The sequence below is a fragment of the Parasphingomonas halimpatiens genome (assembly GCF_036663795.1).
GTDB lineage: Bacteria > Pseudomonadota > Alphaproteobacteria > Sphingomonadales > Sphingomonadaceae > Sphingomonas.
Map to the genome: position 1 here is coordinate 13,725 of NZ_JAXOJP010000047.1, position 14,105 is coordinate 27,829.

The window sequence follows — 14,105 nt, forward strand, 5'->3', positions numbered from 1 at the left end:
CGGGGGAAGCCAAGCGCGGGCTTTGCCCGATCAGCTGCCGCAATGCACCTCGCCCGAGCCCATCTTGGAGGTCGAGCATTTCGCGCCGGCGCCGAGATCGACATCGCCCGAGCCCATCACTGAGACGCTGGCCGGCCCGGTGACGTCGGCGCGGGCATTGCCCGAGCCGGCGATCGAGACCTTGGCGCCCTGCGCCTTAAGGCCGGCGGCATCGACGCCGCCCGAACCGGCGATATCGATGCGCAGCTGCTTCGCCGCGCCCTTGAGGCGCATGTCGCCCGACCCGGCGATCGACAGATCGACGCTGTCGACGGCGACGGCGGCGATGTCGAGATTGCCCGAGCCCGCGGTGCTGCCCGAGAAGCTGGCGCCCTCGACCTTGTCGACCGACATGTCGCCCGAGCCGGCGATGCTGGCGGCGGCGAGGCGCGGCAGCGTGACGAAGACCTTCACCGGATGGTTGCCGCTGTTCCAGTGAAAGCCGCCATCATCGATGCGGCCGATGCGCAGCGTGTCGCCGGTACGGGTGATCTTGAGCCGGTCGAGCTCGGCCGACGGCCCCTCGGCGCGCACCGCGAAGGCGGCGCCGGTCTTGACCTCGACATCGTCCGAGCCGCGCAGATCGACCCCGGTGAAATCGGCCACCTGATAACTGCGCGCATCGCCGGTGCCGCTGCCCTTGATGCCCGGCGTGGTATCGGCGCTGAAGCCATGGCCGTGACAGGCGGCAAGCGGCAGCACCGCGGTCAGCATCGCCAGCGTGAGAATGCGCATCGATCTTCTCCCCATGTGTGTTGGTATCATAACACACATGAGGAGAGGTGCAAGGGTTTTGGTGGGGGGGGGGGTGGGGAGCGATGAGGGATGTTGTTGTAAGGAGAGCCGCACCCAACCCGGTCGTTCGACGCTGGCAATTGAGATGCCGGACACTGTCGTTCGATCAAGGACGATTGCCGATCTCGTAGCAGCAACAAAGACCTGCCCCACCTCGCGTCATTTTCCGCAGCGGATTGGGTGCGACAAATACAGGGCACTGTTGACCTCAAAGCCACGCGGGTGGCAGCTGCGATTCAATCAACGCTTACAACCGCCAGTGAAACCGGCAGCGAAACCGGCACAATAACCGGCTTAAGTTGGGAGTTTGATAAGTTTATGATATTGAATTATAACAGATAAAATTCCTTCTAATCCGGCATTAAATCCGGTAAAAGATAGTATGGACACGAGCATCATGGAGCCCATGGTCCCCGAGGAGGCCTCGCGCCTCCTCGATGATGACATTTTACCGTTAGTCGCCGAAGCGAACCAACTCGCCGGCCGCATCCATCCGACCCTCCGGGATTCGATCGGCAATCTAGTGCGATCGATGAACTGCTACTATTCGAACCTTATCGAAGGCCACTACACCCATCCGCAAGATATTGATCGCGCCCTTGCCAACGATTTTTCGTCCGAGCCTAAAAAGCGCGATCTACAGAAAGAAGCGGTGGCGCATATTCATGTTCAACAACTGATCGATACCGGCCGCGACCCCGATGCTTGGCCAGCCTCGGCAGCGTATGCCTCCTGGTTGCACGAGGAATTTTGTTCGCGACTTCCACCGGCGATGCTATTCGTCACCGACTACAAGACCGGCGAACGCCTCGAGATTGTGCCAGGTGCGTGGCGCAAGCGCGATGTGCAAGTGGGGCGTCACGTCCCGCCCCCGCATGAAGAGATTGCCCGCTTCATGGCGCGCTTCGATACGGCTTACGGGTCTCCTCCGCTCAGCAAGACCCGCCAAATTCAGACAGTGGGCGCCGTGCATCACCGGTTGTTGTGGATTCACCCGTTCCTGGACGGGAACGGCCGAGTGGCGCGGCTGATGTCGCACGCTCTCTTCAAGCGCCTCGGTATCGGCACCAGCTTATGGTCGGTAGCGCGTGGGCTTGCGCGCGACGAGGAGCGGTACAAGGCGCTGCTGGCGCAGGCCGATGGTCCGCGCGAAAGCGATCGCGACGGTCGCGGCAATCTCACCCAGCGGGGTCTAATCGAATTTTGCAAATTCTTCCTGGATCGATCGGTGGACCAGATCCGCTTCATGAGCGGCCTGCTTGAACCGGCGACGTTGCTGATGCGGATGGAAATTCATGTCGAGGAGGAAGTTCGCGCCAAGCGCCTGCTCCGCGGTAGTTTCGCAGTGATGCGCGAGGCGGTGATGAACGGGGAGGTTGAGCGCTCCAAGATCCCATCGCTTACCGGTTACGAAGAGCGTGGCGCGCGCAACGTAACGGCGAGCCTGGTTGAACGGGGCGTGCTGACGGCGCCGACCCACCGTGCGGCGCTCAGGCTCGCCTTTCCCGCCGACGTCGCTGAGCGCTGGTTTCCCAATCTATATCCGGCCAACGCAGGATCACGCCCATGACTGACAAGGTCGTCGAGCTGATCCGACGCTTCGTACCGATGTCGTCCCGCGCGGCTGAGTGGGATTTCCTTACGGCTGCGACAGGTAAATCGCAGCGCTGGCATGAGATCGAGAACGCGTTTCGCGTCCTGATCATCGCCGATCCGGGTGCCGGCAAGACGTTCGAAGCGCAGACCCGCGCGCGGCGAATCAAGGAGCGCGGCCGACACGCCTTTTTCATCCGGATCGAGAAGATAGACGGCAATTTCGAGCAGGCGTTTGAAGTCGGCACCGCGGCGGAATTCTTAAGCTGGCTTGCCTCAACCGAGGAAGCCTGGTTCTTCCTCGATTCCGTTGATGAGGCCCAGCTGGAGACGCCGCGCGCGCTGGAGGATGCGGTTCGCATCTTCGGCATTCGCTGCCATGCGGCGCTCGAAAGGGCACGGATATTCATCACCAGCCGCGAGGACGCGTGGCGGGCGCTACCCGATCAGACCCTCATCGAACAGCATCTGCCGTACGGCGAGCCGAGTCCGGCCGAAGCAGACGACGATAGCAGTCGCGACAGCGACCCGACGCTCAAGCTTTTTCGTCTCGCCGGGCTGAGCGAAGACGAGATAGGGCTATTTGCCGGCCATTATGGCGTGAGCGATGTCGCCGCGTTCATCGATGCCGTGAAGCGGGCCAATCTGCTCGTGCTGGCCGAACGGCCTTTCGATCTGAAAGCGTTAATCCGGGTCTGGATCGCCGACCACAAGCTCGGCAGTCGCTTCGAGGTTCTGCAGCGTATGATCGCGCTCCAGCTTGCGCCGCTCTCGGCGACTACCGCGCCCATCCGCCACAATGCGGAAAAAATGCGCGACGGCGCGCGCGCGCTCGCCGGCGCCGTGATGATGACCGGCAAGGCGACGATCTGCTTACCCGACGGGGTTCACAGCCCCGACAGGATCGACCCACGAGAATTGCTGGTAGGTTGGAGCGACGGCGAGATCGACGCATTGCTGCGCACCGGCTTGTTCGACGACATCGTCTATACCAGCGTGCGCTTCCGCCACCGAGATATCCGCGAACTGCTCAGCGCGGAATGGGCGAATGACTTGCTCCATCGTCCCGGCGGGCGAGCACGGGTCGAAGATCTGTTCTTCCGCGAACGCTACGGCGAGCACGTGATCGTTCCGCGCACGCGCCCGACATTGACTTGGCTGATCTTGCTCGACGACGTGGTGCGCGACAAGGCGCTTACCTTGGCCCCGGAAATCGCAAGCGAAGGGGGCGATCCATCCCGACTGCCTCTCGAAATCCGCAAACTGATGCTGCGCGATATCGTCGAGCGTATCGCGACGGGAACAGACGGATGACCCTCATGGACAATAGCGCGATCGAACGCATCGCTACGCCCGACCTCGCCAACGATGCACTGACCTTACTTGAGAAATATCGGTCAAACGACGATGTAGTGTTCTTCATCGGGCGGCTCGTCTGGCAGGGCGAGATGACGTCGTGCGCGCCGCTGCTGCTCCACATCGCAGTCGATACGACCCGCCGAAAATATGCGCGGGTCGCCGCCATCCGGGGCGTGATGTCGGTCGGCGACGCGGCGCTCAAAGACCAGCTCTGGGAAGCGATCGCGAGCGATCCTACGCTGCTCGATCGCGCGGTGTTCGCTGAACTGCTCGAATGGGCGCCACTTACCCTGGCCGGGGTCGAGTTGGTGTTGCGGACGCTTGACCATGTGGCACCGCATGAGCGTTACAATTCCACCGGGCTCGGCTACGCGCTGCACAAGTTTATAAGCCGGTTGCCGGTCATGGCCGACGCGGCCGACGAGCACCCGCTTGGACGGCTCGTCGATGGCTTCAACGGGTTTCTTGAACGCGGGCCATTCGTCGATCGCGGCGAGTGCCATGTTTCCGAGGAATTCGCTTGGCTGATGCCGGCGGCATTGCATGCCGTCGATCGCCTTGTTGCCGCGCGCTCGACCACGGCGCTGCAGCCGTCCGCACTCGCGGTTCTGCGGAACACACCCGCGCTCCGCTTCTGGCGCAGCGGGGACATCGGCGAGTACAAGACCTCGCTTGCGCAGAATCTACCTCGATGGCGCGAACTAAACGATCTGCTCTATTGGACCAGCGTCGCGGTTTGCCGCGCCCAGCGGGAGGCCAAGGGCGAGGTTCTGCGCGACGATTGGCAGATGGCCTATGTCGGTCACTTCTGGGAATTCGGCCCCGAGGATTTCGAGCGGTGCCTTGGCTGGGTGACCGAGAAGAGCGGTGACGATCGTTTTATCGCACTCTCGCGCTGCCTCCAACTCTATGCCCAAGCCGACCGGCCGTCCGCATGGCTGGCGCCGCTGCGCGCAGCCGCCGCAAATGACACGGCGCTGTCTGACTTTCTCGAGACTCGAATCGATCCCAAACCCAACCCGGCGATGGAAAAGATGGACGCGGAGCATCGCCGCTGGAAGCGGAAGAACGACGCCCGAGACCGCAAGGAAAAGAAGGACCGGGCCGATTGGGTGCGCGCGCTCCAGGCTAACCCCGATCGCGTGCTGCACCCCGCCGGGTTAAACTCGGGAGATTTCAGTAGCGATCAATATCATCTGCTAAACAGCGTGATGCGCACCGGTGCGTCGACCAGTCGCGAGGATGGCGCTAACTGGCGCGCGCTGATCCCCGAGTTTGGCGAAGCGGTGGCGCGTGCATTTCGTGACGCGGCTATTGCGCATTGGCGTGCATATCGACCGACGTTGCGATCGGAGGGCGGCGACAGCGGTTCGACGCCCTATTCGTTAATCTTCGCGATGACCGGGCTCGCGATTGAAGCCATGGAGGACAGTGCCTTCGCACGACGTCTGACGCCGGAAGAGGCGCGGCTCGCCTTTCGCTATATAACCTGGGAGTTGAACGGTTTTCCCGATTGGTTCGAGCCGCTTTATCGGGCGTTTCCAAAGATCGGCCGCGAGGCAGTTACCACAGAGCTTGGTTGGGAACTGGCGCACAGCCTCGGTGAGCAGCCGCTCCACTATATATTGCACGACATCCTTTACCACGCGCCGTGGCTGCACGCCGAGGTTGCCCCGCCCATCCTCGATTGGCTCAGTGCGCATGAAGTGCCCAATACGGAGGCGCTGCGCTACTGTCTCAACATCCTCGCTGGCAGTGGTACCGCGCCCGAGGTGCTGGCCGAACTCGCAGCCGACAAGGCGCAAGGGACGACGTTGGACCAGCAGCGACCGCGCTGGTTCGCGTTGTGGGTCGATGCCGCCCCTTCCGCCGCCATTCCGGTGCTAGAGGCGCATCTTGACAAACTATCGCCGGTCGAAGGATCGCGCTTCGCTCAGCAGTTCATCGTCGCTCTTCTCGGCGATCGCCACGGTACCGGCGTGCGTACCGGCGCCTACCGGACCGCCGAGCATCTGAAGGCGCTCTATGTGCTAATGCACAGGTACATCCGCGTCGCCGAGGATATCGATCGCCTCGGCAAGGGAGCTTATTCGCCGACAACTCGCGACAATGCGCAGGACGCGCGCGACACGCTGTTCAACATGCTAGCCGAGGCTCCGGGACCGGACGCCTATGCGGCGATGAGGGCGCTGGAACAGGACCACCCCGAGCCTAAATATCGTAGGTGGATGGCGGTGCGCGCGCGCCAGCGCGCGACGCAGGACGCCGACGAGCCCCTGTGGTCGACCGAACACGTGCGCGATTTTGCTAAGGCCTCACAGGGCGGCGTCGCGTAGTCGTAATATTTCGCGCCTGATCAAGCGCGACCCGTCATTTCAGGGTAGAGCGGCATATTGCTTACGGCCCGACTTGCCCACTCGATTGCGGGCGAACGGAAAACCCATCTACCCAACCACCCCCAAAACAAAAAGGGCAGCCCTCACGGACCGCCCCTTTCGCGTCGAACGAAGGCGCCAGCGTCAGGCCGGCACCTTGTCCTTGTTGTGGATCGCTGCGGCGGCGCGCAGGATGTCGAGGATCTTGAGCTGTGCGGTCGGCTCGTCGACCTGCTCCATCGCGGCGAGTTCGCGCGCGAGGCGGCTGGTCGCCGCTTCGAAGATCTGCCGTTCCGAATAGCTCTGCTCGGGCTGGTCCTCGGCACGGAACAGGTCGCGCACCACTTCGGCGATCGACACGAGGTCGCCCGAATTGATCTTCGCTTCATATTCCTGCGCGCGGCGCGACCACATGGTGCGCTTGACGCGGGGCTTGCCGGTCAGCGTGTCGAGCGCCTCACGCAGCGTCTTGTCCGACGACAGCTTGCGCATGCCGACGCTTTCCGCCTTGTTGGTCGGGACGCGGAGCGTCATCCGCTCCTTTTCGAAGCGCAGCACATAGAGCTCCAGCTGCATGCCGGCGATCTCCTGCCGTTGCAGTTCGATAACACGGCCGACACCGTGCTTTGGGTAGACAACATAATCACCAACGTCGAAGGACAGCGCCTTGGCAGCCATTCCGTCAAACCTTTCCGTGAACTGACCCGCCGCGGAGAACCGCGTCTAGTGCAGCATGGTGCTGCTCGAGCGCGGCGGCGGGGTTGATTACGAACATCTCCAGATCGGAGGACGCGCGAGTCCGCGTCCTGCGTCACGCAGTGCTTAGCACGTTCGTAATAAAATTACCAGCACGGCCGATTCGGCGCGTCGCGCCGGCGTCCCTTGCCGGGAAACCGACGCCGCGACGGGCCGCGGGATCAGTCGCCCTGGCCGGGCTCGGGCGAGAACAGCTCGAACTTGTCGGGCTTGCCCTTGAATTCGTCGGCATCGGCCGGCGTCTGGTCGTTCTTGCGGGTGACGTTGGGCCACTGCGCCGAGAAGGTGTTGTTGAGTTCGAGCCACTTTTCGAGACCGCTCTCGGTGTCGGGGAGGATCGCCTCGGCCGGGCATTCCGGCTCGCACACGCCGCAGTCGATGCACTCGCTGGGGTTGATCACCAGCATGTTCTCGCCTTCGTAGAAGCAGTCGACCGGACAAACCTCGACGCAGTCCATATACTTGCACTTGATGCAGGCATCGGTGACGACGTAGGTCATTCTAACAACTCCCCTGGGCCGGACCGAACCGGCTGCGAACGGTTCCTGCTATGCGCGGCGCCCGGCGTCGTCAACCGGCGCCGTTTCCTGCGAGACGTTCTCAATAGTACTTGGCTCAATAGCCAGATCGACATAGCAGGCGCGCGCCTCGGGGGCCGGGCCGCGACGGTGCGGCAGCACCGCGATGCGGATGATCTGGACATGAGGGCCGCGCACGAAGGTCAGTATGTCGCCGACGCGCACCGGGGCATGGCGGCTGGTCGCGGGCCTTCCCGTAATCCTGAGATGCCCGTCGCCCGCCATCGCCTGCGCCGCCGAGCGCGTCTTCGCAAAACGCGCGAACCACAGGAAGCGGTCGAGCCGCATCGTGGCCATACCGTCACCGCCGTCAGCCACGCGCCGATCCGAGCGCGGCGAGCGCTGCAAAGACATTGTCGCGCGGCGCGGGCTTTTCCGCGGCCGCCTTTGTGAGGCCGTGCCAGATCCAGCGCGGCCCATCGCCCTCGCGCCGCGCGGCGCGGAAGCCGAGCCCGGCCATCAGCCGCGCCAGCGTCTCGGGCGTCATGCCGATCGAGGTGGCGAGCGCCGGATCGGGCGCGAAGGGCTTACGCCCGGCGCGGGCGTCATGCGCGAGGCGCGCCATGCGCTCGACCAGATCGACGCGCACCGCCTGCGCGCCGAGCGGGCGGAAACCCTGCGCCAGCTGCGCGCCGGGATGATCGCGCGGCAGCACCGTCGCGCCCTCGGGCGCCGCGCCGGCCACCGCGCCATCACGCGCGGCAAGCAGCGCCCGCCGCCAGCGCGCCGCCGCCGGCTTGAGCAGCCTGGCATCGAACAGGTCGAGCGTGCCGATCGTCACGCCCATCGCGCGCAACCGCTTGCGCGCGGGCGGATCGAGCGCGTCGACCATCGCGGCGAGCGGGCGGCGCGGTGCGATGCCACCGGCGGCGAGCAGCCCGCCCGCGACGGCGCGCAACTGCCCGGTCAGCGCCGGATCGCGCGTTGCCGCATCTAGCGCGACGAGCACCGGCACATGCCGAGCGAGTTGCTGCGCGAGCCACGCCTCAAGCCGCGCGGTCACCGCCGCGCGCGCGGCAGGATCGAGACAGTCGAGTGCCGGATCGAGAATCACGCGCGGCCTTGCAAGCGAAGGCCCTGCCGCCAGCGTCGCGACGGGCACGGTTTCCCATAGCACGATCGGCGTGTCGCCGCCGGCCAGCGCGAACGCGGTATCGGCCGCCGCAGCGAGTTCCGCGCCGCGCCGCGCGCGCTCGGTGCCGAGGCGCTTCTCCGCCGCCGCGAGCAGCAGCCTTTTATCGGCATGCCGCGCGTCGGGTGCGATCGTGAAGCGGAAGCCGTCAAGCCGCCCGATTTCATGATCCTCGACGATGACCTCGCCATCGGCGCCGATCACCACGGGCAGCGCCCCGGCGCCCTTGCCCAGCCCGCGCAGCAGCGCCGTGGTGCGCTTGTCGACGAAACGCTGGGTCAGCCCGGCGTGCAGCGCGTCGGACAGCCGCGTCTCGATCTCGCGCGTGCGCTCCGCCCAGTGGCCGGGTTCGGCCAGCCAATCGGCGCGGTTGGCGATATAGGCCCAGCTGCGGATCGCCGCGATGCGCCCGGCGAGCGTGTCGACATCGCCCTCGACCCGGTCGAGCCGCGCGACCTCATCGGCGAACCAGCGATGCGGCACATGGCCGTTGCCCTCGCTGAGATAGCCGAACAGCCGCGAGACGAAGCGGGCATGCGGATCGACCCCCACTTTGCGGAAATCGGGCAGGCCGCACGCCGCCCAGAGCCGCGCGACGATCGCCGGATCGCGCGCGCGGTCACGCACCCAGCCCTCCAGCGCGAGGCGCTTGAGCACGGCGAGATCGACCGCCTCGGGCGCGGCGCGCAGCGCGCGGTGGTCGGGCCGCATTTCGAGGCTGGTGACGAGATCCTCAAGGCTGCCGAGCTCGGGCTCGCCGTCGCGCCAGTAGAGAAAGTCGAGCCGCGGGAAGCGATGCTCCTCGATCGCCAGCACTTCCTCGGGCGTGAAGGCGCCCGGCCCCTGTTCGACCAGTGCGCCGAAGGTGCCGTCGCGCTGGTGCCGCCCGGCGCGCCCGGCGATCTGCGCCATCTCGGCGACGGTCAGGCGGCGCTGGCGATGGCCGTCGAACTTGTCGAGCGCGGCAAAGGCGACGTGCGAGACGTCGAGATTGAGCCCCATGCCGATCGCGTCGGTGGCGACGAGATAATCGACCTCGCCGGCCTGGAACATCGCCACCTGCGCGTTGCGCGTGCGCGGCGAGAGCGCGCCCATCACCACCGCCGCGCCGCCGCGCAACCGGCGCAGCATCTCGGCCACGGCATAGACCTGCTCGGCCGAGAAGGCGACGATCGCCGAGCGCTTGGGCAGGCGCGAGATCTTGCGCGCGCCGGCGTAAGTGAGCTTCGAGAAGCGCGGGCGGCCGATGATCTCGGCCTCGGGCACCAGTGCCTTGATCATCGGCCTGAGCGTCTCCGAGCCGAGGATCATCGTTTCGTCGCGGCCGCGCGCGCGCAACAGGCGATCGGTGAAGACATGGCCGCGCTCGGCGTCTGCGCCCAGTTGTGCTTCGTCGATCGCGACAAAGGACAGGTCGCGTTCCAGCGGCATGCTCTCGGCGGTGCACAGGAACCAGCGCGCCCCTGCGGGCACGATCTTTTCCTCGCCGGTGATCAGCGCGACCTGGTGCGCGCCCTTGATCGCGACGACCTTGTCATAGACCTCGCGCGCCAGCAGCCGCAGCGGGAAACCGATCATGCCGCTCGAATGGCCGCACAGCCGCTCGACCGCGAGATGGGTCTTGCCGGTGTTGGTCGGGCCGAGCACGGCGGTCACGGCGGAAAATTGCGTCACACGGGCAACATCGTCGCGCCACGCGCGCGACGCAACCATGCTTGCACAAAAACCCCATAAGGGCATCATTTGGTTAACGGATTTGGTGAAACCCGCGCCCGGTCGCAGGATCGCCCCGGCTCATCGTGACCGTATCATTGCGGAACAGCAGTTAATTTGACTTTAGGATATCACCGACACAGTAGTTTTGCCTCAACGCCGGGGGGCTGAGCGATTTCAACCGGCGCTTTTTCTGGGGACGGCGCAGCTTTGTTCCAGCGCAATGATCACGGTCTGGACCAGGCGGGCGGCACGGCGACGATGTCTTTCGGCAGGGCGGTCGTGCCCGCCGCGACGCTCTCGCCGCTCGACCGTGTCCGCATCTTCATCGCACGCACCGACTGGGCGCCCGACCTTGGCGCGCAGATCGGCTCGCCGACCTGGTGGCGCGGGGCGGCGACCTGCGCGGCGCTGTGCGCCCTGGGTTATGCGTTGTCGCCCGGCTTCAACCGCACCGTCATCGGCGACGTGCCCGTGCCGCTCGCCGGGCAGCAATGGGAAGAGGCACGCGCACAATCGATCGGCCCGCTCGCCTGGGGCGGGAATACCGGCCGGCACATGGCGGCGACCGACCTCGTCGCGCCGCTGTCCGAAGCGCCGGAGCGGCCGCGCGTCGAGCTCGTCGCGACGCTCGGCCAGGGCGATGGGATCGCCAATGTCCTGCAGCGCGCCGGCGTGTCGAAGACCGATACCGACAGCGCGGTGCGCATGATTGCCGGCGCGATCGCGCTGGGCGACGTCAAGCCCGGCACGCGGCTCGACGTGACGCTGGGCCGCCGCCCCGACAAGACCGTCGCGCGCCCGCTCGAGGCACTGACCTTCCGCGCGCGCTTCGACCTCGCGCTGTCGCTGGCGCGTACCGGCAACGCGCTGACGCTCGCGCGCCACGAGATCGCGATCGACCGCACGCCGTTGCGGCTCGAGGGGCTGGTCGGCCAGAGCCTCTATCGTTCGGCCCGCGCATCGGGCGCCTCGCCCAAGATCGTCGAGAGTTTCATCAAGGCGCTGGCGGCGCATATCAATATCGGCCGCGACGTCGGCCCCGCCGCCACCTTCACGCTGACCATGGCGCAGGAACGCGCGGCGACCGGCGAGGTGCGCTTCGGCGACCTGCTGTTCGCCGGCGTGACGCAGGGCAATCGCAAGACCCAGCTGGTCAAATGGGACGACGGCCAATGGTATGAGGCGTCGGGCCAGACCGAGCACAAGGGCATGATGGGCATGCCCGTGGCCGGGCACATCACCTCGGGCTTCGGCATGCGCATGCACCCGCTGCTCGGCTTCATGCGCATGCACAAGGGCATGGACATCGGTGCGCCCTGGGGCACGCCGATCCACGCCGCGATGGACGGCGTCGTGCAGTTCGCCGGGCGCAGCGCGGGGTACGGCAATTTCGTCAAACTCGCCTCGGCCGGGGGAATCGGCACCGGCTATGGCCATATGAGCCGCATCGCGGTGCGCGGCGGCCAGCATGTCAGCCAGGGCGAGGTGATCGGTTATGTCGGTTCGACCGGCATGTCGACCGGCCCGCACCTGCACTGGGAAGTGTGGAAGAACGGTATCTCGGTCAACCCGCGCAACATGTCCTTTTCGAGCGTCAGCCAGCTGTCGGGCGATGCGCTGCGCCAGTTCAAGGCGAAGGTCGCCTGGCTGCTCTCGATCAAGCCCGGCGCGCACTGACCGATTAATACCTCCCCGGCACGGGGAGGGGGACCGCGCGCAGCGCGGTGGAGGGGCTGGTCGGGCGAAAGCGGGCCCTCAAATCTCGGTTCTCGATTGCCACCGTGGCAAATCCACGCTGGATGGGATTGGCTTGGTCACGTCCGACCAGCCCCTCCACCACTTCGTGGTCCCCCTCCCCGTTCCGGGGAGGAATTTTAGAGCGGTTTACCTTCCCTGTGAACGCCAGCGGCGTACGGTGCGGCTGATGATCTGGTCTTCCTGACCAACCTCGCGCCACAGCTGCGAGAAGATCGGGTCGTCCGACGCCGGGCGCTTGTTTTCCTCGAGCGGATCGAACGCGACGCGGATCGGGATCGCGACACCCTCGCCGCAGATGATGCATTCGCGGTTGCGCAGCGCCGGGATCGAATCGAGGAAGCCGCGCGCGCCTTCGGGCATCGCCGCGCGGACGAACGCCTGGTCGCGGTCGTTGTTGAGGCGCATCGAGATGATCGTGCCGCACTGCGACAGCACGCCTTCGGCAAGATCCGATGGGCGCTGCGTGATCAGCCCGAGCGACACGCCATATTTGCGGCCTTCCTTGGCGATGCGGCTGAGAATGCGGCCGACCGACGAGGAGTCCGAATTCTTCTCGCTCGGGATGTAGCGGTGCGCCTCCTCGCAGACGAGCAGGATCGGGCGCTGCGGCTCGTTGCGCGACCAGATCGCGAAATCGAACACCATCCGCGCCAGCACCGCCACCACCACCGAGGTGATCTCGGACGGCACGCCCGACACGTCGATGATCGAGATCGGCTTGCCGTCGCCCGGCATGCGGAACACCTGGCTGATGAAGGTGGACATGGTGTCGGCGACGAGCATGCCGGAGAACATGAAGCTGTAGCGCGGATCGGCCTTGATCTCGTCGATCTTGGTCTTGAGCCGGAGATAGGGCGCGGTGTCGCCGGCACGATCCATCTTGCCCATTTCGAGCTGGATCAAATTGGTCAGGTCGCTCAGCAGATAGGGGATCGGCGCGTCCACCGTGAGCTTGGCGATCTCCTGCCCCAGCCGCCCCTTGGCGCGCGCCATCAACAGGCATTTGGCGAGGATGTCGGCGTCCATCTGCCGCTCCGACCCCGAGGTGTTGATGAACACCTCGCAATGCTCCTCGAAATTCATCAGCCAATAGGGCATCTGCAGGTTCGAGACGTCGTAGATCGCGCCGTTGTTCTTGAACGCGGCGGCATATTCGCCGTGCGGATCGACCATCACGATATGGCCCTGCGGCGCCAGCTCGCAGATCTTGTGCAGGATCAGCGCGGCGCTGGTCGACTTGCCGGTACCGGTCGAGCCGAGCAGTGCGAAATGCTTGCCGAGCATCGCATCGATATAGAGCGAGGCGCGGATGTCGCGCGTCGGGAAGACCGTGCCGATCTCGATCGTCGCGCGATCGTCGGCGGCGTAGATCTGCTTCAGGTCGGCGGTGCTGACCGGATAGACGATCGCGCCGGGGGTCGGGTAGCGCGTCACGCCGCGGCGGAAATGATAGAGCTTGCCGGTCAGCTTCTCCTCGTCGCCTTCGCCGAGAAAATCGAGCTGTGCCGCGACCTTGCCGGCATCGTCGGCGGCGAGGCGCAGCGAGCGGATATTGGCGATCAGCCAGGTCGCGCCGACGCGCATCTTGATCTGGCTGCCGACCGTGCCCGCGCTGGCGACGACCGGATCGGCATGGCCGGCATAGCCGTCGAGCGCCGCCAGATCGAGCATCACCTGGCTCGACGAGCCGGAGATCTCGAACACGGTGCCGATCCCTGCCGAGGTCGGCAGCGGCGCGGTGATCGGAGCAGCCTTGTCGAACGCGTGGCTACCCAACATCTCGGTCATGCGGCGAACCCCTGAAAATACCGACCAGCTATGCCCCGGGAGAAGTAAAGATTGGGTTTGTGCCACCGGTAGACAAAGCCCGGCCGCGGATCGTTGGCGCTAGGAGGCGTTGACAAATTGGCGCATCCACAGCCGGATTGAGACGAGGTGGATGAAGCCGAGATAGCTATCGGCGGTTTTGTCATATCGGGTGGCGAGCCGCCGGGCGTTTTTGAG

10 protein-coding genes and 1 pseudogene are annotated in these 14,105 nt (G+C 65.4%); 4 read left to right on the forward strand and 7 right to left on the reverse strand.

Going from position 1 to position 14,105, the window contains the following annotated elements:
* Positions 1-30 precede the first annotated feature (30 nt).
* Entirely contained in the window at positions 31-774 is a 744-nt protein-coding gene (locus U1839_RS24560) for a head GIN domain-containing protein (RefSeq protein ID WP_332806196.1), read from the reverse strand.
* Positions 775-1,231: 457 nt separating this feature from the next.
* Here U1839_RS24560 and U1839_RS24565 point away from each other — a divergent pair, with 457 nt between their 5' ends.
* Genes U1839_RS24565 through U1839_RS24575 form a run of 3 tightly spaced genes read left to right on the forward strand, consistent with a single transcriptional unit; the run spans position 1,232 to position 6,122 of the window.
* Positions 1,232-2,404 carry a Fic family protein gene (locus U1839_RS24565; RefSeq protein ID WP_332806197.1) on the forward strand — a complete coding sequence of 391 codons (1,173 nt, stop codon included), beginning with the start codon at positions 1,232-1,234 and terminating at the stop codon, positions 2,402-2,404.
* The gene (locus U1839_RS24570) at positions 2,401-3,741 is read left to right on the forward strand and encodes an NACHT domain-containing protein (RefSeq protein WP_332806198.1); all 1,341 of its coding nucleotides are present in this window, start codon (positions 2,401-2,403) and stop codon (positions 3,739-3,741) included. The genes U1839_RS24565 and U1839_RS24570 overlap by 4 nt, the downstream gene beginning before the upstream one ends.
* Positions 3,738-6,122, forward strand: a complete 2,385-nt coding sequence (locus tag U1839_RS24575) for a hypothetical protein (protein WP_332806199.1) — start codon at positions 3,738-3,740, stop codon at positions 6,120-6,122. The genes U1839_RS24570 and U1839_RS24575 overlap by 4 nt, the downstream gene beginning before the upstream one ends.
* A gap of 183 nt (positions 6,123-6,305) precedes the next feature.
* On the opposite strand, the gene U1839_RS24580 is transcribed toward U1839_RS24575, so the two are convergent.
* The 4 genes from U1839_RS24580 to U1839_RS24595 form a co-directional block, all read right to left on the reverse strand.
* Positions 6,306-6,839 (reverse strand): CarD family transcriptional regulator, encoded by a 534-nt coding sequence (locus U1839_RS24580; RefSeq protein WP_281129470.1) that lies wholly within the window; start codon positions 6,837-6,839, stop codon positions 6,306-6,308.
* Between the two features lie 239 nt (positions 6,840-7,078).
* Positions 7,079-7,417: a ferredoxin FdxA gene (gene fdxA / locus U1839_RS24585; RefSeq protein ID WP_332806200.1), complete on the reverse strand. Its 339-nt coding sequence runs from the start codon at positions 7,415-7,417 to the stop codon at positions 7,079-7,081.
* Between the two features lie 48 nt (positions 7,418-7,465).
* Positions 7,466-7,813 (reverse strand): RNA-binding S4 domain-containing protein, encoded by a 348-nt coding sequence (locus U1839_RS24590; protein WP_332806201.1) that lies wholly within the window; start codon positions 7,811-7,813, stop codon positions 7,466-7,468.
* Positions 7,806-10,340: a helicase-related protein gene (locus tag U1839_RS24595; RefSeq protein ID WP_332806202.1), complete on the reverse strand. Its 2,535-nt coding sequence runs from the start codon at positions 10,338-10,340 to the stop codon at positions 7,806-7,808. The genes U1839_RS24590 and U1839_RS24595 overlap by 8 nt, the downstream gene beginning before the upstream one ends.
* Before the next feature lie 210 nt (positions 10,341-10,550).
* On the opposite strand from U1839_RS24595, the gene U1839_RS24600 reads away from it, so the two are divergent.
* Entirely contained in the window at positions 10,551-12,020 is a 1,470-nt protein-coding gene (locus U1839_RS24600) for a M23 family metallopeptidase (protein WP_332806203.1), read from the forward strand.
* A 207-nt stretch (positions 12,021-12,227) separates the two neighbouring features.
* Here U1839_RS24600 and U1839_RS24605 read toward each other — a convergent pair whose 3' ends face one another.
* A complete protein-coding gene (locus U1839_RS24605; protein ID WP_332806204.1) occupies positions 12,228-13,889 on the reverse strand; it encodes an ATP-binding protein in 1,662 nt (553 codons plus the stop codon).
* A gap of 99 nt (positions 13,890-13,988) precedes the next feature.
* Positions 13,989-14,105, reverse strand: a pseudogene (locus U1839_RS24610) (IS5 family transposase); the annotation flags it as partial.

What these genes read in the sequence shown, in the direction of transcription:
- U1839_RS24560 (WP_332806196.1), bottom strand. Translation starts at nt 774, where the DNA reads ATGCGCATTCTCACGCTGGCGATGCTGACCGCGGTGCTGCCGCTTGCC.
- U1839_RS24565 (WP_332806197.1), top strand. Translation starts at nt 1,232, where the DNA reads ATGGAGCCCATGGTCCCCGAGGAGGCCTCGCGCCTCCTCGATGATGAC.
- U1839_RS24570 (WP_332806198.1), top strand. Translation starts at nt 2,401, where the DNA reads ATGACTGACAAGGTCGTCGAGCTGATCCGACGCTTCGTACCGATGTCG.
- U1839_RS24575 (WP_332806199.1), top strand. Translation starts at nt 3,738, where the DNA reads ATGACCCTCATGGACAATAGCGCGATCGAACGCATCGCTACGCCCGAC.
- U1839_RS24580 (WP_281129470.1), bottom strand. Translation starts at nt 6,839, where the DNA reads ATGGCTGCCAAGGCGCTGTCCTTCGACGTTGGTGATTATGTTGTCTAC.
- fdxA (WP_332806200.1), bottom strand. Translation starts at nt 7,417, where the DNA reads ATGACCTACGTCGTCACCGATGCCTGCATCAAGTGCAAGTATATGGAC.
- U1839_RS24595 (WP_332806202.1), bottom strand. Translation starts at nt 10,340, where the DNA reads ATGGTTGCGTCGCGCGCGTGGCGCGACGATGTTGCCCGTGTGACGCAA.
- U1839_RS24605 (WP_332806204.1), bottom strand. Translation starts at nt 13,889, where the DNA reads ATGACCGAGATGTTGGGTAGCCACGCGTTCGACAAGGCTGCTCCGATC.